The organism is Streptomyces sp. NPDC019443, from assembly GCF_044389785.1.
Classification (GTDB): Bacteria; Actinomycetota; Actinomycetes; order Streptomycetales; family Streptomycetaceae; genus Streptomyces.
Genome location: NZ_JBIRYJ010000002.1, coordinates 793,638 through 819,054 on the forward strand (window position 1 = coordinate 793,638; position 25,417 = coordinate 819,054).

20 protein-coding genes and 2 pseudogenes are annotated in these 25,417 nt (G+C 68.6%); 12 read left to right on the top strand and 10 right to left on the bottom strand.

Features of this window, described 5'->3' with window-relative positions:
* Positions 1-529 precede the first annotated feature (529 nt).
* On the top strand, positions 530-2,128 hold the full coding sequence (gene cimA, locus ACH492_RS09910) for a citramalate synthase (protein WP_398984629.1): 1,599 nt from the start codon (positions 530-532) through the stop codon (positions 2,126-2,128).
* 13 nt (positions 2,129-2,141) lie between these two features.
* Here the strand turns inward: cimA and ACH492_RS09915 are convergent.
* Positions 2,142-2,336: pseudogene (locus ACH492_RS09915) on the bottom strand (ricin-type beta-trefoil lectin domain protein); the annotation flags it as partial.
* Positions 2,337-2,497: 161 nt separating this feature from the next.
* Positions 2,498-3,052, bottom strand: coding sequence for a zinc ribbon domain-containing protein (locus tag ACH492_RS09920; RefSeq protein ID WP_398984631.1), 555 nt, complete (start codon positions 3,050-3,052; stop codon positions 2,498-2,500).
* Positions 3,053-3,280: 228 nt separating this feature from the next.
* On the opposite strand from ACH492_RS09920, the gene ACH492_RS09925 reads away from it, so the two are divergent.
* The 4 genes from ACH492_RS09925 to ACH492_RS09940 all read left to right on the top strand — a co-directional run bounded on the left by ACH492_RS09925 (position 3,281) and on the right by ACH492_RS09940 (position 9,620).
* Entirely contained in the window at positions 3,281-4,261 is a 981-nt protein-coding gene (locus ACH492_RS09925) for a LacI family DNA-binding transcriptional regulator (protein ID WP_398984633.1), read from the top strand.
* Positions 4,262-4,296: 35 nt separating this feature from the next.
* Positions 4,297-7,368 carry a glycoside hydrolase family 3 protein gene (locus tag ACH492_RS09930; RefSeq protein ID WP_398984635.1) on the top strand — a complete coding sequence of 1,024 codons (3,072 nt, stop codon included), beginning with the start codon at positions 4,297-4,299 and terminating at the stop codon, positions 7,366-7,368.
* 288 nt (positions 7,369-7,656) lie between these two features.
* A complete protein-coding gene (locus ACH492_RS09935; protein WP_398984637.1) occupies positions 7,657-8,997 on the top strand; it encodes a hypothetical protein in 1,341 nt (446 codons plus the stop codon).
* Entirely contained in the window at positions 8,997-9,620 is a 624-nt protein-coding gene (locus ACH492_RS09940) for a class I SAM-dependent methyltransferase (RefSeq protein WP_398984639.1), read from the top strand. The genes ACH492_RS09935 and ACH492_RS09940 overlap by 1 nt, the downstream gene beginning before the upstream one ends.
* Here ACH492_RS09940 and ACH492_RS09945 read toward each other — a convergent pair whose 3' ends face one another.
* The 3 genes from ACH492_RS09945 to ACH492_RS09955 form a co-directional block, all read right to left on the bottom strand.
* The gene (locus tag ACH492_RS09945; protein ID WP_398984641.1) at positions 9,621-9,842 is read right to left on the bottom strand and encodes a DUF397 domain-containing protein; all 222 of its coding nucleotides are present in this window, start codon (positions 9,840-9,842) and stop codon (positions 9,621-9,623) included.
* Positions 9,839-10,660 carry a Scr1 family TA system antitoxin-like transcriptional regulator gene (locus ACH492_RS09950; RefSeq protein ID WP_398984643.1) on the bottom strand — a complete coding sequence of 274 codons (822 nt, stop codon included), beginning with the start codon at positions 10,658-10,660 and terminating at the stop codon, positions 9,839-9,841. Before ACH492_RS09950 ends, ACH492_RS09945 begins: the two co-directional genes overlap by 4 nt.
* A 149-nt stretch (positions 10,661-10,809) precedes the next feature.
* On the bottom strand, positions 10,810-11,421 hold the full coding sequence (locus ACH492_RS09955) for a YceI family protein (RefSeq protein ID WP_398984645.1): 612 nt from the start codon (positions 11,419-11,421) through the stop codon (positions 10,810-10,812).
* 252 nt (positions 11,422-11,673) lie between these two features.
* Between ACH492_RS09955 and ACH492_RS09960 the strand changes: the two genes are divergently transcribed.
* Positions 11,674-12,186, top strand: a complete 513-nt coding sequence (locus ACH492_RS09960; protein ID WP_398984647.1) for a hypothetical protein — start codon at positions 11,674-11,676, stop codon at positions 12,184-12,186.
* A gap of 66 nt (positions 12,187-12,252) precedes the next feature.
* Here ACH492_RS09960 and ACH492_RS09965 read toward each other — a convergent pair whose 3' ends face one another.
* Entirely contained in the window at positions 12,253-13,464 is a 1,212-nt protein-coding gene (locus ACH492_RS09965; RefSeq protein ID WP_398984830.1) for a glycoside hydrolase family 64 protein, read from the bottom strand.
* Between the two features lie 487 nt (positions 13,465-13,951).
* Between ACH492_RS09965 and ACH492_RS09970 the strand changes: the two genes are divergently transcribed.
* The 6 genes and pseudogenes from ACH492_RS09970 to ACH492_RS09995 all read left to right on the top strand — a co-directional run bounded on the left by ACH492_RS09970 (position 13,952) and on the right by ACH492_RS09995 (position 20,187).
* On the top strand, positions 13,952-16,285 hold the full coding sequence (locus tag ACH492_RS09970) for a polysaccharide lyase 8 family protein (protein WP_398984649.1): 2,334 nt from the start codon (positions 13,952-13,954) through the stop codon (positions 16,283-16,285).
* Positions 16,286-16,439: 154 nt separating this feature from the next.
* A complete protein-coding gene (locus ACH492_RS09975; protein ID WP_398984651.1) occupies positions 16,440-18,023 on the top strand; it encodes an acyl-CoA carboxylase subunit beta in 1,584 nt (527 codons plus the stop codon).
* Positions 18,024-18,049: 26 nt separating this feature from the next.
* Positions 18,050-18,262 (top strand): acyl-CoA carboxylase subunit epsilon, encoded by a 213-nt coding sequence (locus ACH492_RS09980; protein ID WP_356223657.1) that lies wholly within the window; start codon positions 18,050-18,052, stop codon positions 18,260-18,262.
* A gap of 109 nt (positions 18,263-18,371) precedes the next feature.
* Positions 18,372-18,600 (top strand): annotated as a pseudogene (locus tag ACH492_RS09985) (Tn3 family transposase); the annotation flags it as partial.
* 502 nt (positions 18,601-19,102) lie between these two features.
* The gene (locus ACH492_RS09990) at positions 19,103-19,678 is read left to right on the top strand and encodes a DUF6230 family protein (RefSeq protein ID WP_398984653.1); all 576 of its coding nucleotides are present in this window, start codon (positions 19,103-19,105) and stop codon (positions 19,676-19,678) included.
* A gap of 86 nt (positions 19,679-19,764) precedes the next feature.
* Complete coding sequence (locus ACH492_RS09995) at positions 19,765-20,187, top strand: DUF6114 domain-containing protein (protein ID WP_398984655.1); 423 nt, start codon at positions 19,765-19,767, stop codon at positions 20,185-20,187.
* Between the two features lie 267 nt (positions 20,188-20,454).
* Here ACH492_RS09995 and ACH492_RS10000 read toward each other — a convergent pair whose 3' ends face one another.
* The 4 genes from ACH492_RS10000 to ACH492_RS10015 form a co-directional block, all read right to left on the bottom strand.
* Entirely contained in the window at positions 20,455-21,036 is a 582-nt protein-coding gene (locus ACH492_RS10000; protein ID WP_050791473.1) for an ATP/GTP-binding protein, read from the bottom strand.
* Positions 21,017-21,574 carry a DUF742 domain-containing protein gene (locus ACH492_RS10005; protein ID WP_398984657.1) on the bottom strand — a complete coding sequence of 186 codons (558 nt, stop codon included), beginning with the start codon at positions 21,572-21,574 and terminating at the stop codon, positions 21,017-21,019. The genes ACH492_RS10000 and ACH492_RS10005 overlap by 20 nt, the downstream gene beginning before the upstream one ends.
* Before the next feature lie 92 nt (positions 21,575-21,666).
* Positions 21,667-22,080, bottom strand: coding sequence for a roadblock/LC7 domain-containing protein (locus tag ACH492_RS10010; protein ID WP_307665799.1), 414 nt, complete (start codon positions 22,078-22,080; stop codon positions 21,667-21,669).
* A gap of 10 nt (positions 22,081-22,090) precedes the next feature.
* Complete coding sequence (locus tag ACH492_RS10015; protein ID WP_398984659.1) at positions 22,091-25,231, bottom strand: nitrate- and nitrite sensing domain-containing protein; 3,141 nt, start codon at positions 25,229-25,231, stop codon at positions 22,091-22,093.
* Positions 25,232-25,417 lie beyond the last annotated feature (186 nt).

The following is a 25,417-nucleotide window of genomic DNA, read 5'->3' on the forward strand; positions in this document are numbered from 1 at the left end:
CTGGGGCTGTGCGCCGGAACCTGGTCCTCAATCGCCGGACGCGCTGAAGAGCTGGGGCTCCGCCCCGGACCCCGGCCCTCAATCGCCGGACGGCTGAAAATACTCGCCCGACGGGCTTGCTTTCCGCCCGGCGGGGCTGAAATTCAGCCCCGGCGGCGATTGAGGCGCGGGGGTCTGGGGGCGGAGCCCCCAGGTGCGGCCGGCCGCGGCCGGCCGCACGAGCCCCCCAGGTCACCGGGCGCCCGCATCGTGAGACCCCCGCCCGCCCGCCGCAGGCGTATGGCAGACTGCGCCCGTGCTTACGTTCGCCACGATTATGGGCAGCAGGCGCGCCGGTCCGCAGTGATCGCCTCGTACCACCACATACGACGCGACCACCGTGCCTCAGACCCGCGCGCAGACCTCTCGCACCCGCGAGAGGTTTTTTCGTTTTACGGCCTCACCCCGGCCAAGAACGAGTCGCGCGAAGATGGGGGCAAGTGGAGCCAGCATTTCCGGAGCCACGAATCCGACAGGAGTCAATTCAGCCATGACCACGGAGACCGACGACAGCTTTCATGTCTTCGACACGACGCTGCGCGACGGAGCCCAGCGCGAGGGCATCAACCTCACCGTCGCGGACAAGCTGACCATCGCCCGGCACCTGGACGACTTCGGCGTGGGGTTCATCGAGGGCGGCTGGCCCGGCGCCAATCCGCGGGACACGGAGTTCTTCTCCCGTGCCCAGCAGGAGATCACCTTCAAGCACGCCCAGCTCGTCGCCTTCGGCGCCACCCGCCGACCCGGTGCCAAGGCAGCCGAAGACCCCCAGGTCAGAGCCCTCCTCGAAGCGGGCGCCCCGGTGATCACGCTGGTCGCCAAATCGCACGACCGGCATGTGGAGCTGGCCCTGCGGACCACGCTCGAGGAGAACCTGGAGATGGTCCGCGACACTGTCTCCTACCTGCGCGAACAGGGCCGCCGGGTGTTCGTGGACTGCGAGCACTTCTTCGACGGCTACCGCGCCAATCCGGAGTACGCCAAGTCCGTCGTGCGCACGGCGGCCGGCGCCGGCGCCGACGTCGTCGTGCTGTGCGACACCAATGGCGGGATGCTGCCCGCCCAGATCCAGGCCGTCGTCGCCACCGTCCTCGCCGACACCGGCGCGCGCCTGGGCATCCACGCCCAGGACGACACGGGCTGCGCCGTCGCCAACACCCTGGCCGCGGTCGACGCGGGCGCCACCCACGTCCAGTGCACCGCCAATGGCTACGGCGAGCGCGTCGGCAACGCCAACCTCTTCCCGGTCGTGGCCGCCCTGGAGCTCAAGTACGCCAAGAAGGTGCTCCCCGAGGGCGCGCTGGCCGACATGACCCGGATCTCGCACGCGATCGCCGAGGTCGTCAACCTGACGCCCTCCACCCACCAGCCCTATGTGGGTGTATCCGCCTTCGCCCACAAGGCCGGGCTGCACGCCTCCGCCATCAAGGTCGACCCCGATCTGTACCAGCACATCGACCCCGAGCAGGTCGGCAACACCATGCGGATGCTCGTCTCCGACATGGCGGGCCGTGCCTCCATCGAGCTCAAGGGCAAGGAGCTCGGCATCGACCTCGGCGGCGACCGCGAGCTCGTCGGGCGGGTCGTCGAGCGGGTCAAGGAGCGCGAGCTCAAGGGCTACACGTACGAGGCTGCCGACGCCTCCTTCGAGCTGCTGCTGCGCGCCGAGGCCGAGGGCCGGCCCCGCCGTTACTTCCGTACGGAATCCTGGCGGGCGATTGTCGAGGACCGCCCCGACGGCACCCACGCCAACGAAGCCACCGTGAAGCTGTGGGCCAAGGGCGAGCGCATCGTCGCCACCGCCGAGGGCAACGGCCCGGTCAACGCGCTGGACCGGGCGATGCGGGTCGGCCTGGAGAAGATCTACCCGCAGCTCGCCAAGCTGGAGCTGGTCGACTACAAGGTCCGCATCCTCGAAGGCCGCCACGGCACCGAGTCCACCACTCGCGTGCTGATCACGACGGGCGACGGAAGCGGCGAATGGGCCACCGTCGGCGTCGCCGAAAATGTCATCGCCGCCTCCTGGCAGGCCCTGGAGGACGCTTACACCTACGGTCTGCTGCGCGCCGGCGTCGAACCGGCCGAGTAGCCGCCCACGCGGGTCAGGCCTGGAGCCGCCACTTCTGGTTGGCGGCTCCGGTGCACGACCAGATCTGCGCCCGGGCCCCGTTCGCTGACGAATGGTCGGTCACGTCGAGGCACTTGTCGGCCGGGGCGTTCACCAGGTCGCCGGTAGACGCCTGCCACCGCCACTGCTGCGCGCCCGAGCCGTTGCACCCGTACAGCTGGACCTTCGCGGGGCGTGCCATGGGCTGGGCTCTCTCTGGGGGACGAGGCGTGAGTCACCTTCTCGGCCGTGAACGGCCGAGCTTGTGTGTTCGGTTGCGTTCACACCTTGTCGCGCTCCCGACTGTCCCCTACGGCAGGACGGTCACGGGTCGCATCTCCTCGCGCACGGCTACGTCGGGGCGGGGACGGGCATGGTGACGAATGCCCACGCCGAGCGTGCGCGATCGCCTACGTTGACCCCGGCGACGACGTCGGCGGGCCCAGCGAGCCCGCACCGACGACACGAAAAGTGGTCCCGAGCAGGCCGGTTGGCCTTCTCGGTGTGCCCGCAGCGCGGACAGCGCTGCGAGGTGTAGGCGGCATCCACCTCAAGGAACGGCACCCCGGCCCGTCGGGCCTTGTAGGCGAGATGCTTACATACGTGGCGGCTCGGTTGCAGGCGCGCAGGCTCGCCTCCAGCGCCGCCGCCTGCTCGGGCGACGGCAGCAGCTTCACCTGCACCACCAGCTTCATGAGAACCGACCCTAGAACCGGCCGTCACACAAATACACGAGTCCCGTATATCCACACGCGATTCAGCGACTTCCAGAACAGACGTTCGCCGCGCCCGGCCCCACTGGGGCAGTGGTGGCGGACGCTCCGTGCCCGTGCAGATCGGGGATGCGGCGACGCTCCGCGTCGCAGGGGCGGGAGTCGATTCCTCCCGGCGCAAACGCCGGCGCATCCTCGACAGAAACAGGTGAACTGCCGTCGGGTACGGCCGTCAAGGGTCTGCGCATTCAGGATCTGAACGCATAACGGCCAAGATCCGCCCGGGAGTTGGGATCTGTCCAATGTAGGCGTGAAGTATTGACGGCACTCTTCCCCAGGGGTTAACTCACCGCCCAGACCCCGGGACCGGTTCCGGGACCGGTTCCGACACCTGCCCAAAACCTCGGCGCGGAGGCCCCCGATGCGAGTCACGATCGCCGACGTCGCACGTGAGGCAGGGGTCAGCAAGACCACCGTGTCCCGCGTCCTGAACACTAAGGGCGAGGTGGACTCCGGCACGGCCGCCCGTGTTCGTGAAGTGATCGCAAGCCTCGGCTATGTGCCCAGCAGCGGTGCCGTCGGCCTGGCCCGCGGCAGCAGCCGTACGGTCGGCATGCTCACGCCCCCGCTCAACTGGCCGTGGATGAGCGAAGTCCTCCAGGGAGTCGTCGACACCGTCGAGGCCGCCGGATACGGGCTGCTGCTCTTCACCTGCAACCGCGGCGCCGAGTCCGTGGAGCACTTCACCAGCCAGGTCTCGGCCCGTGCCTTCGACGGACTGCTCCTGGTCGAACCCGAGAACACCCTCGACACGATCACCGCCATGCACCGCAAGGGCCTCCCGGTCGTGTTGATCGACGACCGCGGTCACCACCCGGAGTTCCCGTCCGTCGCGACCACCAACCGCGAAGGCGGAGCCTCCGCCGCCCGCCATCTGATCGCCGCGGGCCGCACCCGCCCGCTCGTCGTCACCGGCCGCCGCCACTTCGGCTGCGTACGCGACCGGTTGGCAGGCTTCCTCGACGTCCTGCCGACCGGCCTGATCGCCGAGGGGGACTTCACCGAGGCCTCCGGTCGGCTCGCGGTCGAGCGGGCACTCGCCGGCGGCACGCCTTTCGACTCGGTCTTCGCGCACAACGACCTCAGCGCCGCGGGCGCGCTGCGGGCGCTGCGCGCGGCAGGTCGGACCGTGCCGGACGACATCGCCGTGGTCGGTTTCGACGACATACCCATGGCCCAGCACACCGAGCCGCCGCTGACCACCGTCCGCCAGCCCATGCGGGAGATGGGCGAGACGGCGGCGCGGATGCTCCTCGCACACCTGAGCGGCACCCCGGCCCCCGACGAACCCGTCGTCCTGCCCACCGAATTGATCGTCCGGCGTTCCGCACCCGCGTCGTGACCTCCGCAGTACCCGTCCGTACCGAAGGAGCCGCAATGCCACGCACCCGCCTGAGAACGAGAACAGGTACGGCGGTGCTCGCCGCGACCGCCGTACTCACCGGCCTGCTCGCCGGCGCCGCCCCCGGCGCCGCCGCCGACGACCCCGCGCCCGTCCTCGTGGACCGCTTCGAGGGTGAGATCCCCTTCGCGGGCCCCCCGGCCGAAGGCATCTTCACCTGGGGCAGCGACGCCGACGACCAGCCGAAACTGGAGCTCAAGGAGCGCGCCGACGCCCCCGAAGGCAGCAAGGTCCTCGAAGGCGCCTACGACATCAGCGGCTGGGGCGGACTCACCCACGACTTCGCCTTCGACAAGCCCGCCCACGACTGGACCGCGCACAAGGGCATCCGCTTCTGGTGGTACGGCCAGAACACCGCACCCCTCCCGCCCGGTTCCGGCAAGCGCATCAACTTCGAGCTCAAGGACGGCGGCGCCAACGGCGAAGCCTCCGAGCTGTGGACCACGTCCTTCACCGACGACTGGGAGGGCTGGCACCTCGTCGAGATCCCCTTCGCCGACTTCCAGTACCGCGCGGACTACCAGCCTGTCGGCGGTATCGACCAGATCCTCGGCCTGAACGAGATGTGGGGGTACGCCCTCACCCTGCCGCCCGGCGCGCCCGGCAAGTTCGCCATGGACGGCGTCGAACTGTACGGAAAGGCCGACCCGGCACTGAAGGCGAAGGTCGTCACCGACGCCGCCGTGTACCCGGTCGACGAGGGCGGCACGGCCCAGGTGAAGATCTCCGTCGCCACCACCGGCTCGGGCCCGATCGACGAGCCCGTGACTGTCGCGTACAAGTCCGAGGGCGGTACCGCCGAGTCGGGCAAGGACTACGAGCCCGTCTCCGGCACCGTCACCTTCCCGGCCGGTACGGCCTCCGGAACCTCCAGGACCGTCGCCGTCGCCACCAAGAAGGACCGCACGGCCGAGTCCGCCGAGACGATCCCGCTGGGGCTCACCGTCACCGGCGCGAAGCCCCCGGCCGAGACTCCGCAGGTCGTCGTGGACGCCCACGGCCTGCCGTACCTCGACGCCAGGCTCCCGGTGAAGAAGCGCGTCGCCGACCTTCTCTCCCGGATGTCCCTCGCGGAGAAGGCCGGCCAGATGACCCAGGCCGAGCGCAACGCGCTCAAGTCCCAGGGTGACATCGCGAGTTACGACCTCGGCTCGCTGCTCTCCGGCGGCGGCTCGGTCCCCACCCCCAACGCCCCCGAGGCCTGGGCCAAGATGGTCGACGCGTACCAACTGCGCGCCCAGGCAACCCGGTTCCAGATCCCGCTGATCTACGGCGTGGACGCGGTGCACGGCCACAACAACGTCATCGGGTCGACGATCATGCCGCACAACATCGGCATCGGAGCCACCCGTGACCCGTCCGTCGCTCAGAAGACCGGCGCGGTGACAGCAAAGGAAGTACGCGCCACCGGCATTCCGTGGGACTTCGCGCCCTGCCTCTGCGTCACCCGCGACGAGCGCTGGGGCCGCTCCTACGAGGCTTTCGGCGAGGACCCGGCCCTGGTCACCGCCATGGAGACGGTGATCCGCGGCATGCAGGGTTCCCCGTCCGGCAAGGACCTCGACCGCAACGACAAGGTGCTGGCCAGCGCCAAGCACTTCGTCGGCGACGGCGGCACGGAATTCGGCTCGTCCTCCACCGGCTCGTACACGATCGACCAGGGCATCACCAAGGTCACCCGGCAGGAGCTGGAGGCAGTACACCTCGCGCCCTTCGCCGAAGCCGTCAAGCGCGGCGCCGGCACGGTCATGCCCTCGTACTCCTCGCTGGACATCCTCGGCGACGCCGAGGGCCCGGTGAAGATGCACGCCAACGCGGCCATGATCAACGGTGTATTGAAGGACCGCATGGGCTTCAAGGGCTTCGTGATCAGCGACTGGCAGGCCATCGACCAGATCCCCGGCGACTACCCGAGCGACGTCCGTACGGGGATCAACGCGGGCCTCGACATGATCATGGTCCCGACGGCCTACCCGGACTTCCACAAGACGCTGCAGGACGAGGTGAAGGCGGGCCGCATCAGCGAGGCCCGGATCGACGACGCGGTCTCCCGGATCCTGACCCAGAAGTTCGCCCTGGGCCTCTTCGAGAAGCCGTACGCGGACACCTCCAACCTGTCGAAGATCGGCTCGGCCGAACACCGCGCGGTCGCCCGCGAGGCCGCCGCCAAGTCCCAGGTCCTGCTGAAGAACGACAGCGCGGTACTGCCGCTCAAGCCGTCTCAGAAGGTGTACGTCGCGGGGTCCAACGCCGACGACCTCGGCAACCAGGCAGGCGGCTGGACCATCAGCTGGCAGGGCTCTTCCGGAAAGATCACGACCGGCACGACCATCCTGGAGGGCATGAAGAAGGCCGCCCCCGAGGCGGCCCTCACCTACTCCAAGGACGCGTCCGCGCCCACCGAGGGCCATGACGTCGGCGTGGTCGTGATCGGCGAGACCCCGTACGCCGAGGGCTTCGGCGACGTCGGCAACGGCAACGACCTGGAGCTGACCGCCGCCGACAAAGCCGCCGTCGACAAGGTCTGCGCCGCGATGAAGTGCGCGGTGCTGATCGTCTCCGGCCGCCCGCAGCTCATCGGCGACCGCCTCGGCGACATCGACGCGCTCGTCGCCTCCTGGCTGCCGGGCACGGAGGGCGACGGTGTGGCCGACGTCCTCTACGGCAAGCGGGCCTTCACCGGCCAGCTCCCGGTGACCTGGCCGAAGTCCCAGGCACAGCTGCCGGTCAACGTCGGGGACAAGACGTACGACCCGCAGTACCCGTACGGCTGGGGCCTGACCACGCTGACCAGGCCGCCGTCGGGCGGTGAACTCACGCTCAAGGCCATCGCCCTCACGGCGAAGATCCTCGAGTCGGCGGGCCGGGCGGACTCCCCGGAGGCCAGGGCGCTGGTCTCGCAGGCCCGGCTGATGGTCCAGGCGAAGATCGGCCAGCACGTGACGGCGGCGTCGGCGAAGCCGTTCGCGGAGGCGGACCAGTTGCTGCTGAGGGGGGAGCTTACGGGGGCGGTGGCGAGGCTGACGTCGGCGTATCGACTGGCGTGATCCCCGTCCCGACTTGGGGCTCGACCCCGGTAACGCCCTTCGGGCGTTGTCCTCAATCGCCGGACGGGCTCCAATGGAGCCCGTCCGGCGATTGAGGCGCGGGGCCCGGGGCGGAGCCCCGAATTCAAGCCCCTCCGGCGATTGAGGAGCGGGGTTCGGGGCGGAGCCCCGGTCAGGGCCGAATGTTCAGCCTCGCCGGCGACTGAGGCGCGGGGGTCCGGGGCGGAGCCCCGGTTCTTGAACCTCGCCGCTTGTCCGAATTCGCACCCATTCAGGTAGCGTCAAGGTATGAAGACCAGGCTGCTCACCGCACTGTCCGGTCTGCTGCTCGCCTTCTCGGCCACCGCCCTCGTCGCGGCCCCCGGAGCCCAAGCAGCCACCGGCCCCGAAACTGTGGCCGAAGCCCTGAAGCAGAGCCCCGTCTACGTCGATCCGCGCGCCGCCGGCCAGCTTTCCAGCGCCGAAGCGGACTCACTCGCGAAGAAGATCAAGGACGCGGACAAGCCGCTCTTCGTGGCCGTCCTGCCCGCCGGGACGGCGGAGTTCCCGCCGAACACGGTCATGCAGAACCTCCGCACCGAGACCGGCATCACAGGGCTGTACGCCATCCGCCTCGGCGACGGCTTCAACGCGGGCGCCGACCGTAGCGTCATGACCAACCAGGCCGTACAGAACCTGGTCACCGCGGTCAAGACGCCCCCCGGCGCCGACGCCGCCACCCAGCTGAACAACTTCGTCGACCAGGCACTGCCCCAGCTGCGCGGCAGCGCCCCCTCCTCCTGGGGCTCGGCCCCGGACGAAGGCGTGAACACCGCCGGTCTGATCGCGGTCGGCGCGGTCGCCGCCGCCGGCGGCGCGAGCGTGTACAGCGTGATCCGCCGCAACCGCCGCAAGCGGGAGGAGGCGGAGCGAGCCGCCCTCGACAAGCTGCGCGTGGTCGTCGACGAGGACATCACCGCGTTCGGCGAGGAGCTGGACCGGCTGGACTTCCACCCCTCGGAGAAGGGCGCGGACGACGCCATGCGCGCGGAATACGAGCGCGCACTCGACTCGTACGACAGGGCGAAATCGCTGATGGGGTCGGCCGAGCACCCCAGTGACGTACGCGCGGTCACGCAGGCCCTGGAGGACGGCCGGTACTCGCTGGCGGCCCTGGACGCACGCCGTACGGGCCAACCCGTGCCGGAGCGCCGCCCGCCCTGCTTCTTCGACCCGCGCCACGGGCTTTCGGTCGCCGACATGACTTGGTCCCCGGCGGGCGCCATGTCCCGCGAGGTCCCGGTCTGCGCCGCCGACAAGGCCCGTCTCGAGGACGGTCAGGACCCGATGGGCCGCATGGTCGAGACGGAATCCGGCCGCCGCCCGTACTGGGAGGCGGGTCCGGCGTACGGCCCCTGGGCTGGCGGCTACTTCGGCGGCGGCCTGCTGCCGGGCCTGCTGGTGGGCACGTTGCTGGGCAACATGCTCGCCAGTCCGGCATACGGGGCGGAGTACGGCGGCGGTGAGTTCAGCGGCGGCGACTACTCCGGTGCCGACTTCAACTCCTCCGACTTCGACGGAGGAGGGGGCTGGGGCGGCGGCGGAGACTTCGGCGGCGGTGGCGGCTTCGACGGAGGTGGCGGCTTCTAGTGGGCTTCTACGCCGAGCGGGTCGTGCCGCGGATTGTCAACGTCGCCTGCGGCGTCAAGGCGGTCGGACCGCTGCGACGCCGAGTCTGCGAGGGCCTGACGGGCGAAGTCGTCGAGATCGGATTCGGTTCAGGGCACAACGTTCCCTTCTACCCGGAGGCCGTCACCGGCGTGACCGCGATCGAGCCCTCCGACGTCGGATGGACACTTGCCGCCGAACGCGTCAGGGCGTCAAGCGTTCCGGTGCGGCGCGCCGGTCTGGACGGCCAGTCGTTGCCGTTCCAGGACGACAGCTTTGACGCCGCACTGTCCACCTGGACGCTGTGCACCATCCCCGATGCCAATGCCGCCCTGCGCGAGGTGCGGCGCGTCCTCAAGCCCGGAGGGACCCTGCACTTCCTGGAGCACGGGTTGGCCCCGGAAGAGGACGAGAACGTGCGCCGCTGGCAACGACGGCTCGAGCCGATGGAGAAACGGCTCTTCGGCGGGTGTCACCTCACCCGGCAGACCGTCGACATGCTGACGACCGCCGGGTTCACGATCACGGCTCTGGACGTCTTCTACGAGAAGGGCGCGCCGAAGTTCATGGGCGCCGACTCCCTCGGCACCGCCCTGTCTCCCTAGTCAGCGCTCGGCGACGAAGGCGGCCCAGGCGTCCGGGGCGACGGTGAGGACGGGTCCCGTGGGGTTCTTGGAGTCGCGGATGTGGACGGCGAGGGGGTGAGCGGCCACCTCGACGCAGTCGCCGCCGGCGTCGCTGCTGTAGCTCGACTTCCGCCAGTCGTAGGCGACTTCGACGCAGTCCCCGCCCGCGCTGCCGCTGTAACTGGACTTGAACCAGTTCATGACTCTCCTAGCAGATCGTCCAGCAGGCCCATGCTCTCCGCGGGGGAGAGGGCCTGCGAACGCAGCATCCCATATTTCTGCTGGTACATACTGACCTGGTCGGGATCATCGACGAGGAAGCTGATGTGCTGCCCCTCGATATAGGCGAGTTGATCGTGGTCGGGGGTCTCCAGCAGCACCATCGGACCTGCGAGACCGGCGTGTGTCTCCCGGTCGGTCGGCATGATCTGAAGACCTAAGAAGGGGAGTTCGGCGCAGCGCCGCAGATGCTGGTTCTGTACGCGCAGCACCTGCCGCCCACCGATGGGCCGGTGCAGGATGGACTCCTCCAGCAGGAAGTTCACCATCGGCCGGGGCTTGCGCTCGAAGATCTTCTGCCGGACCAGCCGGGCCTGGACCCACTCCTCCAACTGCTCCTCGTCCAAGGGCGGATAGAGGCAGGAGAACACCGCCCGCGCGTACTCCTCGGTCTGGAGGAGGCCGGGCACCGCCTGGGTCTGGTAAGAGAGCAGAGTCAGCGCCTCCTGCTCGTGATCGACGAAGTCTTGCGCGAACGCGGGGAACCGCTCCCGCTCCGGCACCTTCTCGACAGCGGTCTGCAACGCCCTCTTCGTGTCGAGCATTTCGTCGAGCCTGATCGCGAAATCCAGCTTGAGCGGTCTGCGGCCCTGCTCGATCGAGGCGACGGTCTCCTCGTGCATGCCGACCGCGTCCGCCAGCCCGGCCTGGGTCAGCCGGGCTTCCCTGCGGAAGACCGCGAGTTGTGCGCCGATCACGTGCCACGAGGTGATCCGCTTGGTCCTTTTCGCTGAGTGCATGCGCACGCTCTTCCCCCTACGAAGCGCGTACGATCCATCACGAGCCGTACAAAACTGCTGTACGGGTCTGCGCGGAGGCACGACCGAGCGCCCGCCCCGGCCGTGGGGGGACGGCAGGGCGGGCGCGCTCAGGGGGGTCGGACCGACCGTCAGGCGGCGGCCTTGATCGCGGAGATGTCGAAGTTCAGCTTGACTTTGTCGCTGACCATGACGCCGCCGGTCTCCAGCGCCGCGTTCCAGGTCAGGCCCCAGTGGGAGCGCAGGATCTCGGCGCTGCCCTCGAAGCCGACGCGCTCGTTGCCGTACACATCGGTGGCGGAGCCGTTGAACTCCAGGTCGATGGCGAGCGGACGCGTGACGTCCTTGATCGTCAGGTCGCCCGTGATGCGGTACGAGTCGCCGCCGAGCTGCTCGGCCTGGGTCGAGCGGAACGTCATCAGCGGGTACTGCTCGGCCTCGAAGAAGTCACCGCTGCGCAGGTGGCCGTCGCGGTCGGCGATGCCGGTGTCGATGCTGGCGATCTTGACGTCGATCTCGGCGGTGGAGTGGTGCGGGTCGGTGCCGTTCAGGTGCAGGCTGCCGGAGAAGTCGCCGAAGGAGCCGCGGACATTGGTGACCATGGCGTGGCGGACGGTGAAGCCGATGCTGCTGTGAGCCGGGTCGATGCTGTAGTCGCCGGTCAGGGCGGCCAGCGCCGGGCCGACGGCGACCGGGGCAGCAGTGGTGGTGGCGGTGTCGGTCTTGCGGTTGAAGAGACCCATGACGCACTCCTTGGGGGACGTAGTGGCGTGTTGTTTAAGCTTCAACGGAATCCACCATAGGCCTATTCCGTTTAATATTCAACATCTTCTCGAGGGGTTCACCCAGAGGTACGCGGCAGCCCTCTGGCGGACGCGCGTAGAACTCGGGCACGATCTCCTTGCTCCACCTGCACAGCCGTACCGCCGGAATGCACCGGTCCGCACCGGAACGCACAGTCCTCAACGGTCATCAGCAGGAGGGATCCCCCCGCCATGAAAGTCCGCTCCGCGCTCAGCGCGCTCGCGCTCGTCTCGGGCGCGCTCTTCGCCCCCGGATTCGGCGTCATCAGCGGCGCGACCGAAGCGCACGCCGTCACCAAGATCAGCCATGCCACTGCGACTTCGATGTTCCGCTCGTCCGGGATCACCTGGTCCTCGTCCGGCGGCTGCTCCGACCGCAACAACCCGTCGTGTACGTCTTTCGAGCAGCTCAACCTCGCCAGCGCGAAGGGAGCGCAGACCCTCAAGAGCGCGAGCGGCTGTGCGCTCAACATCACCGGAGGTACGGAGACCGGGCACGCGGGCGGCACGTACTCGCACTGGAACGGCTACAAGCTCGACTACAGCAAGTACACCTGCGTCGGGAACTACATCAAGAACACGTTCACCTACATTGGCGCGCGTCCGGGCGACGGTGCCCCGCAGTGGAGGTCCGGCTCCGGCAACATCTACGCGGACGAGGGAAACCACTGGGACGTGACGTACTACAACTGCGGCGGCTGCTGAGCCGGTGCGGACGCGCGGGTGCCCGGCCGGTTCCCCCATGCCGGCCGGGCACCCCCACGCGTCAGGTCAGGACCCGACGGTCAGTGTGAAGCGCCGCGGGTTGCCGTCGTGCGCCGCGCCGGAGACGTCCGGCTGGCCGTCCGGGCGCACGTCGTCGTACGGGAAGGCATATCCGATCGGGGTGTTGGCGTGCACGGCCCGGGAGAAGTGGTTCGTCGCCGGGTCGCGGTAGTAGTCGGCCGAGGTCGCCCCGTTCGGCTGGTCGGGGTGGGTCAGCAGGGTCGTCCGGTTGAAGCCGGCCGCGAGCCTGGCCAGCAGACCCTTCTTGTCGTCGGGGTCACCCGGGTTGTTGGCGAAGGGCCCGTGGTTGCAGGTGAAGATGTCCTTCGAGGTGGGCTTGGCGAAGGTGTGGCCGCCGGTGAAGGTCAGCACGTCGCCGTTCACCCGCCCCGTGCGTACGCCGCGGCCGCCCTGGAGGTCGATCCGCAGATCTGTGGAGCGGTACTTGTCCCACACCCGGTTGATGTAGTTGTCGAAGACGTTCCTGAAGGGCATCTCGTTGGGCCGGTCGAAGAAGGGCGCCATCAGATTCTGTGGCGAGATGACCCGTAGGACCTGGCCGCCCGAGCCGCGGATGACCAGCTTGTCCCAGGGCTGGCCGTCGCGGCCCGCCTGGGCCACGAGCTCGTCGGCGATCTTCTGGAGCGCGCCGTTCGGCAGTGTGGCGACCGTGTGGGTGGCGTCGCCGGTCAGCGTGAGGCCGATGGGGAGGGCGGTCACCAGGTCGACATAGCTGATGTTGGCGTAGAGCTGTGTCGGGTTGAAGGTGAACTCCGCGAAGGACCAGGTGCGGCCGTAGTTGGCGTCGGAGGGGGTCGCGAAGGCCGGTTCGACGAGAGCGGGACCCGGGTTCACGAAGAAGTCCAGCTTGCTGTCGCGTACGAAATAGACGCGGGCGCCGAACATCTGAGGCAGTGTCAGCACGACCGGGCCCGCGCCCGCCGCGCGCAGCGGGATGGCGCAGTCGACGGGGAGCGGGGTCTGGGGCGCGGAGGGGGATTCGGGGTAGTAGACGCCGCCGCCCGGGCGGAGCAGCACCCAGCGTCCGGTGCCCTGCTCGTGACCGGTGACATAGGCACTGACCTGACCGGGCAACGACTTGTTCTCCAGGGCCAGTTCGCAGGTGGGGGGCGCGGCCTTGGCCCGGGGGCTGAGAGCGCTTCCCCAGGCGGGGTAGGTGAGCGCGGTCGCGGCTGCGGCGGTGCCGGACAGGAACATTCTGCGGGAAATCACGGATGAACTCCTGTACTTGTGGGGGTGTCCACCACTCTTGCGACGGTGGGAGCGGTCGTCAAGAGGTGTGACTGAGAGCGCTCTCAGATTCTTCGCCGCTTCATAAGTTGTCGTTCACGGAGGGGACTTGGACTAACGCGCGGCGGTTGACGAAGACTCCGTGCGGCGTGCGCGCTCGCCGCCGCCTCGTCCGCCGTGTTCGCCCTGGCCGGGCCCGCGCTCCCGGCCGCCGCAGCCGAGGGCGAGGCTCGTCGGTGACGGCGGCGACGGGAACGGCAACGACCACGCCGACCGGGGGAGTGCTCGCTTCCGCTGCGGCGGCTGATGAACGGCGCCTGCCCCTCGCGCTGAAGGCGAAGACCGAGGGGCAAGCGCTTGCTGCCTCTCCCTGTCATGCCCATTGAAGGTGTGGCGAAGGGCTGCTAGACCAACGGGCAACCGGTCTACACCACTTCTGTTTCCGGAGGCTCCCATGCCGCTTACGCCCGCATGGTCCCGCCGTATCTTCCTCGCCGCTGCGGGAGCAAGCGCTCTCACCCTGGGCTTCCCCTCCCAGGGACACGCCACCGAACAGGACGAGTACGAGACACTGCGCCTGCGCTGGCTGGAGATCAGCCTCGGGACCGGCTACGACCCGGCCGTGGAGCCCTACGCATCCCGCCTCGCCGAGACCGGCGTGCTGGCCGCCCGATTCCGCGCGGCCATGGCCCCCACCGACACTTCCCTGTGGCCCGGCTACACCTTCAACCCGCCCTCCGGCATCACCCAGAGCTACAGCCGCCTGTGGACCATGACCCAGGCGTACGCGCAGCAGGGCACCGGCCTCACCGGCGACACCGGACTCCTCGCCGACGTCATCCGCGGCCTCGACCACCTCGCCACGAAGATCTACAACCCCTCCACCACCCGCTACGGCAACTGGTGGGAGTGGCAGATAGGCAGCCCCCGCCTCCTCATGGACATCGTCGCCGTCCTTCAGGACAAGCTGACCCAGGACCGCCGCGACGCCGCCTTCGCCGCCGTCGACCACTTCATCCCCGACGCGATGCTCGGCGACTACAGCGGCACATCCACCGGCGCCAACCGCGTCGACCTCTGCCGCTCCGTCGCCCTGCGCGGTGTCCTCGGCAGGGCCCCGGAGAAGATCGCACTCGCCCGGGACGCCCTCTCGCCCGTCTTCCCGTACGTCACCAAGGGCGACGGCCTCTACGCCGACGGATCGTTCATCCAGCACACCTGGGTCGCCTACTCCGGCACGTACGGACAGGTCATGCTCGACGGCCTCGGTCGCCTCTTCGCCCTGCTCGCGGGCTCCACTTGGGCCGTCACCGACCCCAACCGCCAGATCATCCTGGACAGCGTCGAGCAGGCGTACGCGCCCCTGATCCACAACGGGCTGATGATGGACAGCGTCAACGGCCGTGCCATCAGCCGGGGTTACCTCAAGAACGACGAGCGCAGGATCATGCGCAGCGACCACTTCCACGGGCAGGGCCTGATCGCCGCGATCGCGCTGCTCGCGGGCGGAGCCTCCGCAGCCGAGCGGGAGCGCTGGCACGCCCGGATCAAGGGCTGGATCGAGCGGGACACTGTGACGCCGATCCTCACCGGCCGGCAGTTCGGCGTCGCCGACCTCTGCCGGCTGCACGCGGTCGCCGCGTCGCCCGTCCCTGCCGCGCCCGAGCCGGTCGGCCACCAGCTCTTCGCCTCGATGGACCGGGCCGTGCACCGCCGGCCCGGCTGGGCCGCGAACATCTCCATGGCCTCGGAGCGGATCTCGTACTACGAGTGCGGCAACGGCGAGAATCCGCGCGGCTGGCACACCGGAGCCGGAATGCTCTACTGGTGGCCGGGCGAGGCCGCGGGCGATCAGTACACCGACTGGTTCTGGCCGACCGTCGACTTCTACCGGCTGCCCGGAACGACCGTGTCGACCAAGCGACTTGCCGACCGGGCGGGCGGTGAATGGGGCGTGCCCAAGCCCGCGGCGAAATGGGTGGGCGGGGCGAGCGACGGTGAGTTCGCGGCCGTCGGCCAGCATCTGCTCGGCCTCGGCTCCACCCTTGAGGCGCGTAAGTCGTGGTTCTGCGTCGAGGACGAGGTTGTCTGCCTCGGCGCCGGCATCACGAGCAGCGACGGGGTGCCCGTCGAGACGATCGTCGACAACCGCAACCTCGGCGAGGGCGGCACCAACGCCCTGACCCTCGGTTCCCGCTGGGCGCACCTCGAAGGCCACGGCGGCTGGATCTTCCCCGGCGGCACCGCCCGGCTGCGCACCCTGCGCGAGGACCGCACGGGCGCCTGGAGCGACATCAACACCACCAGCTCCACCGAGCGCGTCACGCGCCGCTTCCAGACCCTCTGGCTCGACCACGGCACCGACCCGGTGGACGCCTCGTACGCGTATCTGCTGCTGCCGGGAGCGACCCGCCGCACCGTCACCGCGCGCGCCCGCGACGGCCGTCGGGTGGAGATCCTCGCCAATAGGGAGGCATACCAGGCGGTCGCTGTCCGCTCCCTGGGACTGACCGCCGCGAACTTCTGGCAGCCCGGTACGGTGGGCCCGCTCACCGCGACCGCACCGGCGAGTGCCCTCGTTCGGAGTAACCACCGCACAGCAACTCTTCATATCAGCGAGCCGCCGCGCACGGGGGCCCCGCTGGAGATCACCTGGCACCACCCGGTGCGCAAGGTGAACAGCAAGGATGCGTCCGTCGAGGTGCTCGCCACCGGCCGGTCGCTGCGGCTGCGAATCACCGGAGGTACCGCTGGAGCCGGCCACCACTGTGAGGTGGCTCTCAGGTGAACGCCTTGTTGAACTTCCACAAAGCTTGATGGCCGTGAGCTGGTACTAGGGCTGCAGTGCGCGATGGTTCTGTTAGAGGGCGACAGGAGAAACGTCCGGAGACTGTACGGAGTCAACGGCAGGGTTTTCTTGGTCGGATCCGTAGGGTCAATGCATGACCGTTTTGGACGAGACCACCGGCGAGCCGAATGACGCGCGCGGGCGTGTGGCCGAGCTGCACGCCCTTCGCGACGAGGCGCACCGCGGCCCCAGCGACCGTGCGACCCAGGCGCAGCACGCCAAGGGCAAGCTGACCGCCCGCGAGCGCATCGCGCTGCTGCTGGACGAGGGATCGTTCCATGAGGTCGAGCAACTGCGCCGGCACCGGGCGACCGGGTTCGGCCTGGAGGCCAAGAAGCCGTACACCGACGGTGTCATCACCGGCTGGGGCACGGTCGAGGGCCGCACGGTGTTCGTCTACGCGCACGACTTCCGGATCTTCGGCGGCGCGCTCGGCGAGGCGCACGCCACCAAGATCCACAAGATCATGGACATGGCCATCTCGGCCGGGGCTCCGCTGGTCTCGCTGAACGACGGCGCCGGTGCCCGTATCCAGGAGGGCGTCTCCGCGCTCGCCGGCTACGGCGGCATCTTCCAGCGCAACACCCGCGCCTCCGGCGTCATCCCGCAGATCAGCGTGATGCTCGGCCCCTGCGCGGGCGGCGCGGCGTACTCGCCGGCGCTCACCGACTTCGTGTTCATGGTCCGCGAGACCTCGCAGATGTTCATCACCGGGCCTGACGTCGTCAAGGCCGTCACCGGTGAGGAGATCAGCCAGAACGGCCTGGGCGGCGCGGACGTCCACGCCGAGACCTCGGGCGTCGCGCACTTCGCGTACGACGACGAGGAGACCTGCATCGCCGAGGTGCGCTACCTGCTGGCGATGCTCCCCTCCAACAACCGCGAGAACCCGCCGGTCGCCCACGCCGAGGACCCCGCGGACCGGCGCTCCGACGTCCTGCTGGACCTGGTGCCGGCCGACGGGAACCGCCCGTACGACATGCACAAGGTCATCGAGGAGCTCGTCGACGAGGGCGACTACCTCGAGATCCACGAGCGCTGGGCCCGCAACATCATCTGCGCCTTGGCTCGGCTCGACGGCCAGGTGGTCGGCATCGTCGCCAACCAGCCGCAGTCCCTGGCCGGTGTCCTGGACATCGAAGCCTCCGAGAAGGCCGCACGTTTCGTGCAGATGTGCGACGCTTTCAATATCCCGATCATCACTCTTCTGGACGTGCCCGGCTTCCTGCCCGGCGTCGACCAGGAGCACGGTGGAATCATCCGGCACGGTGCGAAGCTGCTGTACGCGTACTGCAACGCCACGGTGCCGAGGATCTCGCTGATCCTCCGCAAGGCGTACGGCGGTGCCTACATCGTCATGGACTCCCAGTCCATCGGCGCGGACCTCACCTACGCCTGGCCGACCAACGAGATTGCGGTGATGGGCGCCGAGGGTGCCGCCAATGTCATCTTCCGCAGGCAGATCGCCGAGGCCGAGGACCCCGAGGCCATGCGTATCCGCATGGTCAAGGAGTACAAGGCCGAGCTGATGCATCCGTACTACGCGGCGGAGCGCGGCCTGGTCGACGACGTCATCGACCCCGCCGAGACACGCGAGGTGCTGATCGCATCTCTCGCGATGCTCCGTACAAAGCACGCCGACCTGCCGTCCCGCAAACACGGCAACCCCCCGCAGTGACCCTGCGAGACTGGAGCCCGAAAGCCATGAGCACTGCTGCCGAGTCGTCATCTTCCCTGCTGCGCGTAGAGAAGGGTCACGCCGACCCCGAGGAGCTGGCCGCGATCACCGCGGTGCTGCTTGCCCGTGCGGCGTCCCAGTCCGAGACCGACGCTGCCCACCGCGGCCGCTCCACGGCGGGCTGGCGTCGCCTTGAGCGGCAGCGGGGCTTCCGCACGGCCCACAGCTGGCAGGGCTGAGGCTGCTGCCGCATTACGCAGACCCCAGCGCCCGGTACGGGCGCTGGGGTCTTTGCTGTCTTCTCACGGGGCTCCGCCCCCGGCCCGTGCTGCGGGTAGCCGGCTCCCTGTCACCTACCAGGTCCGCGCCCACGACCTGCCGCGGATGTTCGGCCGCGAGGGCCACCCGACCCCGCTGGGACAGGCGTTCGCCGAGTACGGGCGCATCGCCAAGGCCCTGCACCTGCTCGCCGTCGTCGATCCGGTCGACGACACCTACCGCCGCCCGATGCACAAAGCAGCTCACCGTCCGGGAATCCCGCCACAAGCTCGCTCGCGACATCTGCCACGGCAAGAAGCGTCTCCAGGCCCAAGTGCTCGAGTCCTCGGAGACCGAGTAGCCAGCAAGATCAATCTCACCGATAACCGCTGTACCGATGTTCCCCAAGGCCGTTCTGCAAGAACGGCTGGTGACCCCGTGAATAGGCCTCACCGGCCCCGCCATGTCACCCGATCGGCGGTCATTCCGAGAAGGGTTCACGAGCGAATCGGCGTATAGCATCCAAATGCGCTCGCCATCCTTCTCATGCCCTCGCCCGTAGCCGACCAAGAAACATCTGAATGTTCGAGTTACTTCTCACCGGCGACTCGGCTCATTCCTTGTCCCAGCAGACCAGATAGTGCAGTGAGTCTTCGGATTCCGTTTCGAGCTGGTCGGCGCGTTTCTTCTCAAGAGTACCCAAAGGGCTCGTGATTCCCCATCCCGGGGGAGTTCGTGGAAGGCCGGAGATGATGCCCGAGGCACACGTTCAAAAACGAGGAGGAGTCTTGTCCAGGACGCATGGCAGGATTAGATGGAGGGTGTTTGCCGTTGTCATGGTGCCCAGCCTCGTCGCTAGCGCGGCGCTGTTCGTTGCCTTGGCCCAGGGCGCGCTTGCCGCGTCGTTCCTTGTCTCCAACCAGCAATTCAAAGTAACTGCTGAGCGCACCGAAGGTATCGGGCTGATCCAGTACAGCGCCGTGGACCGGCGATACGACGGGAAGATCGTTCCCGTTACGGTCACGGGCCTGAAGCAGTCGAAGACCACGGGTCTTTGCCAGTCCGTGGTCGCTCGGAACATCCCGCTGATCGGCACGTTCACGGTAAAGGTGACCGCAAAGCAGGTCATGTCTCGTGACACGTACACCGATTCAGTCCAAAGTGACAGTGGCACTATCACGCTCAAGAACACAAACAACGGTGTTGCCGCCGGGACCAGCAGAAAGGGACCCGGCATCAGGGAAGGGGACAAAGTGGACCCCGGCCGTGCCGCGCAGGAGGCCGATTCGATTTTGGTGACCAATTCCAAGCAAATCGTGCTGGCAACGAGCGCCAGAATTACCAGGACCAGCGGAAGCAGCGTGAGATTCCACAAGGGCGTTCACGAGTGCTTCTAGACACGCCGCAACCGATGAGAAGAACTCATTCCCGCGCCCGCCCCTTCTCTTCGTCCGTAAGAAGCACGGCCCCCGGGAGCTGTTCCATGAGCGTCGATTCCCCAAGGCGCAACGTCCATTACCTCAAGGGCCTCTGGCTACACTTCGGCGACTGGCGTGGAAGCCGGCCGTTCTGGGCCGGGCTGCTGACCATGCTGGGCGGGGTGCCGATCGTGTATCTGCCGTACGCAGACCTCGCGATCGGCCAACTCACCATCCGGATGGCCACCACTGCAGGCTCCGGCTCACTGGTCATCGGCGTGCTCCTCGTGACGCTCGGCCTGACCATGTGGTTCCAGCCCGTCGTGCGGGTGTTTGCGGGTGTCGCGGCGATCGTGCTTGCCCTGTTGTCGATTCCGATGTCCAACCTCGGCGGCTTCCTCGTCGGCCTACTGCTGGCCCTCCTCGGCGCAGCTCTGTCCATCGCCTGGGCGCCCGGTGAGCCTGGGCATGAGCATCCGTCAACTTGACTGGGAACCACGAAACTTCAGCTCCTTCTTCGCCCCGGCGATGACTTGCAGCCGATGGCGTCCACCATCAGGTCAATCCGGGCGCCCTTCAGCTCGCGGGCGACCTGGCACGGGGAGGACGGTGCGCAGGTGTCCTCTCCGTCCGAGACGAGGATGATGCGGCGCAGGGGAAGGGGCGGGGTGGGGGAGACGCAACAGCAGGACGCCCCCGCGCGCCGTTAGGCGTACGAGGGCGTCCTCAACACAGACACGTGGCCGTGGCACCGGCTACCGCAGGCGCGCCATCAGCGCGTGCTCGACCAGCGTGATCAGGGCGCTCTTGGCGTCCGCGCGGTGGCGGGCGTCGGTCGTGATGATCGGGGTGTCGGGGCCGATCTGCAGCGCCTCCCGCACCTCTTCCGGGTTGTACGGCTGGTGTCCGTCGAAGCCGTTGAGAGCTATGACGAACGGCAGGCCGCTGTTCTCGAAGTAGTCGACCGCCGGGAAGCAGTCCGCGAGACGACGCGTGTCCACCAGCACCACCGCGCCGATCGCACCGCGGACCAGGTCGTCCCACATGAACCAGAAGCGGTCCTGTCCGGGCGTGCCGAACAGGTACAGGATCAGGTCCTGGTCCAGGGTGATACGGCCGAAGTCCATGGCGACGGTGGTCGTCGTCTTGTCCCCGGTGTGGGTCAGGTCGTCGATGCCTGCGGACGCGCTCGTCATGACGGCTTCAGTACGCAGCGGGTTGATCTCCGAGACGGCGCCGACGAACGTGGTCTTGCCCACGCCGAAGCCGCCCGCCACCACGATCTTCGCGCTGGTGGTTGAGCGGGCTGCACCGCCGCTAGAGCTTGCGAAGTCCACTGAGCACCCTTTCGAGCAGTGTCACGGCTGGCTGGCCGCCGGCGGCCTCGTCGCCGCCTGGCTGGTGGATGGCGACAAGTCCGGCCTCCGCCAGGTCGGCGACAAGGATCCGGGCAACGCCGAGGGGGATGGTGAGAAGTGCCGAGATCTCAGCGACCGACTTGATCTCGATGCACAGTCGGCAGATCCGCTGGTGCTCGGGCAACTGCCCTTGCAGCCGGGACGGATCGGCCGTGGTGCTGACCAGCGCCTCGATGGCGAGCTGGTAGCGCGGCCGGGTCCGGCCGCCGGTCATGGCGTACGGGCGCACCAACGGGTTGTGCGTGCCCGTAGGCGCGGGGTCCGGCGCCCGCCGCTGCACCGGCTGGATCCGGGGCTGCTGCGGCTGGTCGTACGAGGGGTCGTACGGCGACTGCTGGTAGGGCTGCTGGGCGCCCTGTCTGCTTGGCGCGGAGGGAAAGTTGAAGCGGTTCTGAGAGTGATCACCCGGCGGTTGGTGAGCACCGTCATAGGGGCGTCCGCCCGGGGGTGTTGCCACGTTTCCTCCTCCGACTGCCGGTCGCCGGTCCATGTCCCTGTGGAGCCGCGCCACCGCACCCTATGGTGCGGTGGCGTGAAACGCACTGTCTGTTAATTGAGAAGACTGCCCTGGAGCTCCGCACGGAGGTCCGGGGTCAACACGCTGCCTGCACGGTCCACCAGCAGAGCCATCTCGTAACCCACCAGGCCGATGTCGGCCTCCGGGTGTGCGAGCACGGCAAGCGAGGAACCGTCGGAGATGGACATGAGGAAGAGGAAGCCCCGATCCATCTCCACCACTGTCTGGTTGACCGCGCCGCCTTCGAAGATCCGGGACGCCCCTGCGGTCAGCGAGGTCAGACCGGAGGCGACCGCCGCCAGCTGATCGGCTCGGTCCCGCGGGAAACCTTCGGACATCGCCAGCAGGAGTCCGTCGGCGGAGACCACCACGGTGTGGGACACCCCAGGGGTGTTGTCCACGAAGTTGGTGATCAACCAGTTCAGATTCTGCGCCGCCTGGCTCATCGGGCTCACACTAACGCTCCTGGTTGTAGGTACTGCCCGAGCCGAAGCCCGGTCCGTTCGTGTCCGTTCCCGCGCTGCGTCCCTGCTGGACGCCGCGCCGCAGGTTGCTCAACCTGCCACGTACGTCCTCCGGGGCGCGGGAGACCTGGGGGCCGCCCTGCGGCGTCTGCTCCGCGGTTCCCTCGACGAGATTGGCCTTGGGTACTCGCCGTGGAAGACCGGAGGGGGTGACCCCGCCCGCCTTCGGCTCGCGGAGCTTCTCCGCCCGCTGCCAGCGCTGGTCGTTGGTCGAGCGCCAGTCCTCGGGGCCGGCGCCGTTGCCGGCCGCCTCGGCCTGACCGCTCTGCGGAGCTTGCTGGGCCTGCTCGGCGGGCTGCTGCCACTGCTGCTGGGGCTGCGGCTGCTGGGTGCCGCCGCGCCGCGGCAGACCGGCGTCGGTCAGCGCGTGGCTGCTGCTCGGAGAGGGTCCCGGACGTTCGAAGCCTACGCGCTCCGGGGCGTTCGTGGGGGCGCCGGGGGCAGATTCCGAATCGGTCCGGTACTCCGGCTCGTACGCACTCTGGTACGTACCTTGTTCCGGCCACTCTGCCTGGTGGGACTGGGTGTCGAACTGTCCGTCGTACTGCGGCTCCGGCGTCTGCGAAGCCTGGTAAGTGGCTTCCGCATATGCGGATTCCTGGTGCTCCTGGGGCCCTTGGTATCCGCCCTGCGGCTGGTAGCCGTCGTACGCCTGCGGCTGCTCCTGGGCGTAGTCCTGCGCGTACTCCTGGCCGTACTCGGAGGCGTACTGCTGCTGCTCCTGCGGGTACTGCGTCTCGTCCCGGTAGAGCGGCCGCTCGCCGCCCTGAGCCTGCGCCTCCAGCGCCGCACGGCGCTCCTCGCGTATCAGCGAGCGGCCTACCGGGTCGAGCTTCGGAGAGTCCTCGTAGCGGGAGTCGTCGAAGCCGAGCTCCGCGGCGGTGCGCATCGGGGCACTCTGGATCGGGGCGGGCTCGAAGACCTGCTGCTCCGGAATGATCTGGGAGACCGTGAAGTCGTCCTCGGGCAGCGGCTCGCCACCGCCACCGTGCGTGATGGCGTCGGGCAGCATGACCAGCGAGGTGGTGCCCGCCTGCTCGCCGGAGGGGCGCAGCTGGACGCGGATGCCGTGCCGGTCGGCAAGGCGGCCGACCACGAACAGGCCCATGCGCTGCGAGACGGCGGCGTCCACCGTCGGCGGGTTGGCCAGCTTGTGGTTGATGTCCGCGAAGTCCTCGGCGGTCAGGCCGATGCCCTTGTCGTGGATCTCGATCATCACGCGGCCGTCGGGCAGACGGGTCGCGGTGACGCGCACCTTGGTCTGCGGCGAGGAGAACGTTGTGGCGTTCTCCAGCAGCTCGGCCAGCAGGTGCACAAGGTCGGTCACGGCCTGGCCGTGGATGTCCGTCTCCGGGACGCCGGTCAGCTCGATGCGCTCGTACGACTCCACCTCGGAGGAGGCGGCACGCAGCACGTCGACCAGCGGCACCGGCTGGTTCCAGCGGCGCCCCGGCTCCTCGCCGGCGAGGACCAGCAGGTTCTCGCCGTTGCGGCGCATACGGGTCGCCAGGTGGTCCAGCTTGAAGAGGTTCTCCAGCTGGTCCGGGTCGGCCTCGTTGTTCTCCAGGTCGGTGATCAGGGTCAGCTGGCCCTCGATCAGCGACTGGTTGCGGCGCGACAGGTTGGTGAAGATCGCGTTGACGTTGCCACGGAGCATGGCCTGTTCGGCGGCGAGCCGCACGGCCTCGCGGTGGACCTGGTCGAAGGCGCGGGCAACTTCGCCGATCTCGTCCTGGCTGTCGATCGGGATCGGCTGCACGCGGGTGTCGACGCGGCCCGGCTCCGTACGCGACAGCTGGTCGACCAGCATCGGCAGGCGCTGCTCGGCGATGCCGAAGGCGGCGGTGCGCAGCTGGCGCATCGAGCGGCTCATCTGGCGGGCCATGAGGCCGGCCAGGATGAAGGCGGTGAGCAGGGCGATGACGACGATGCCGCCGTTGGTGATGGCGTCGGTCTTGGCGTCGTCGGAGATCGCCGCGGCCTCGGTCACGGCCTTGTCGACGAGTTCGTTCTCGATCTCGGTGTAGCCGTCGAACTTGGCGGTGGACGCGCCCATCCAGGTCTCGGGCGTGACGTCGAGCTTCTTCAGCTCCCTGGGGCTCAGCCCCTCGCCGATCTTGCCGGCCATGCCGGCCAGGACCTGGCCGCTCTTGTCCCGCGGGGGGTTGAGGCCCAGGGCCTTGAGCTGCTTCTCGCCCGCGGCGGCCTTGCCCGCCATGATCTGCTTCAGCTTGTCCGTGTCGGCCTGGGTGCCGCCGGAGACGTACTCGCCGATCGCGATCTGCTCGAGGTAGTTGTACGAGTTGAACGCCACGGTCTGCTGGGCGCGGACGGTGTCGTCCGCGCTGGGACGGACCAGCAGGTGCATGCCGATGGAGCGCTGGAGCGACGCGGCGGCCTTGGCCAGCTGGACCGCGTAGACCGTACGGCCGTAGCTGGTGATGTTGCCGGTGCCGAGGCCGAGCTCGTTCGAGAACTCCATCAGCGAGTGCTGGACCTTGACGTAGCCCTCTTCGGTCTTCACCGGGTCGAGGGCCTTGGTGTACGCGGCCAGGCGGAGCTTGGCGAGGGTCGGCTCCTCCGAGCGGAAGAGGCTCAGCCGGCGATCCAGACCCTGCTTGTCGGGCATGTCCTGGATGGCCAGGTCGAACTTCCTTTTCGCGGCGTCCGTGGTCTCGTACGCCTTGGTGACGACCGGCTTCTGGCGGTCTGCCTCGCTGGTGGCGGTGAGCAGCGTCGCGGCTGTGAGGTCACGCTCGTTGAGCAGCGCCTGGCCGTACTCCGAGGCGGCGCGCACGATCAGCGCCGTCTTCTCGGCGTCCTGCGCCTCGTCCCAGGTGTCGATGGAGGACTTGACCTGGAAGCCGCCCATCACCAGACCGACGAGCACGGGAATGAGGAGGATCGCGTTCAGACGGGTGGGCACCCGCCAGTTGCGCGGGGACAGCCGACTGGAGCTTCCGGCGGCCGGGGACGGACCGGGCGCATCCGCAGGCGACGCCGCTGTGCGCGGCGGCGGGGTGAAGTTGCCCCGCGCCTGCTGCTCTGCGGAGCTCGTCATGCTTCGCCTCACTCGACCAACAACCTCTCGGCGTCGGCACCTACGCTGTGCCGTGTTTCGTTCAGAGCTTTACTACTAGGGAGTTCGCCAGATTTCAGCACGTCGAGCGGCCCCCTTCCAAACAGTTGGAATCAGCCATTCCGAGTGGTGCAGGCCTCAGATAAAACGGGGCATAAGGGGCGAGCCCCGTCAAATCGC

What these genes read in the sequence shown, in the direction of transcription:
- cimA (WP_398984629.1), top strand. Translation starts at nt 530, where the DNA reads ATGACCACGGAGACCGACGACAGCTTTCATGTCTTCGACACGACGCTG.
- ACH492_RS09920 (WP_398984631.1), bottom strand. Translation starts at nt 3,052, where the DNA reads ATGCGCCGGCGTTTGCGCCGGGAGGAATCGACTCCCGCCCCTGCGACG.
- ACH492_RS09925 (WP_398984633.1), top strand. Translation starts at nt 3,281, where the DNA reads ATGCGAGTCACGATCGCCGACGTCGCACGTGAGGCAGGGGTCAGCAAG.
- ACH492_RS09930 (WP_398984635.1), top strand. Translation starts at nt 4,297, where the DNA reads ATGCCACGCACCCGCCTGAGAACGAGAACAGGTACGGCGGTGCTCGCC.
- ACH492_RS09935 (WP_398984637.1), top strand. Translation starts at nt 7,657, where the DNA reads ATGAAGACCAGGCTGCTCACCGCACTGTCCGGTCTGCTGCTCGCCTTC.
- ACH492_RS09945 (WP_398984641.1), bottom strand. Translation starts at nt 9,842, where the DNA reads ATGAACTGGTTCAAGTCCAGTTACAGCGGCAGCGCGGGCGGGGACTGC.
- ACH492_RS09950 (WP_398984643.1), bottom strand. Translation starts at nt 10,660, where the DNA reads ATGCACTCAGCGAAAAGGACCAAGCGGATCACCTCGTGGCACGTGATC.
- ACH492_RS09955 (WP_398984645.1), bottom strand. Translation starts at nt 11,421, where the DNA reads ATGGGTCTCTTCAACCGCAAGACCGACACCGCCACCACCACTGCTGCC.
- ACH492_RS09960 (WP_398984647.1), top strand. Translation starts at nt 11,674, where the DNA reads ATGAAAGTCCGCTCCGCGCTCAGCGCGCTCGCGCTCGTCTCGGGCGCG.
- ACH492_RS09965 (WP_398984830.1), bottom strand. Translation starts at nt 13,464, where the DNA reads ATGTTCCTGTCCGGCACCGCCGCAGCCGCGACCGCGCTCACCTACCCC.
- ACH492_RS09970 (WP_398984649.1), top strand. Translation starts at nt 13,952, where the DNA reads ATGCCGCTTACGCCCGCATGGTCCCGCCGTATCTTCCTCGCCGCTGCG.
- ACH492_RS09975 (WP_398984651.1), top strand. Translation starts at nt 16,440, where the DNA reads ATGACCGTTTTGGACGAGACCACCGGCGAGCCGAATGACGCGCGCGGG.
- ACH492_RS09980 (WP_356223657.1), top strand. Translation starts at nt 18,050, where the DNA reads ATGAGCACTGCTGCCGAGTCGTCATCTTCCCTGCTGCGCGTAGAGAAG.
- ACH492_RS09995 (WP_398984655.1), top strand. Translation starts at nt 19,765, where the DNA reads ATGAGCGTCGATTCCCCAAGGCGCAACGTCCATTACCTCAAGGGCCTC.
- ACH492_RS10010 (WP_307665799.1), bottom strand. Translation starts at nt 22,080, where the DNA reads ATGAGCCAGGCGGCGCAGAATCTGAACTGGTTGATCACCAACTTCGTG.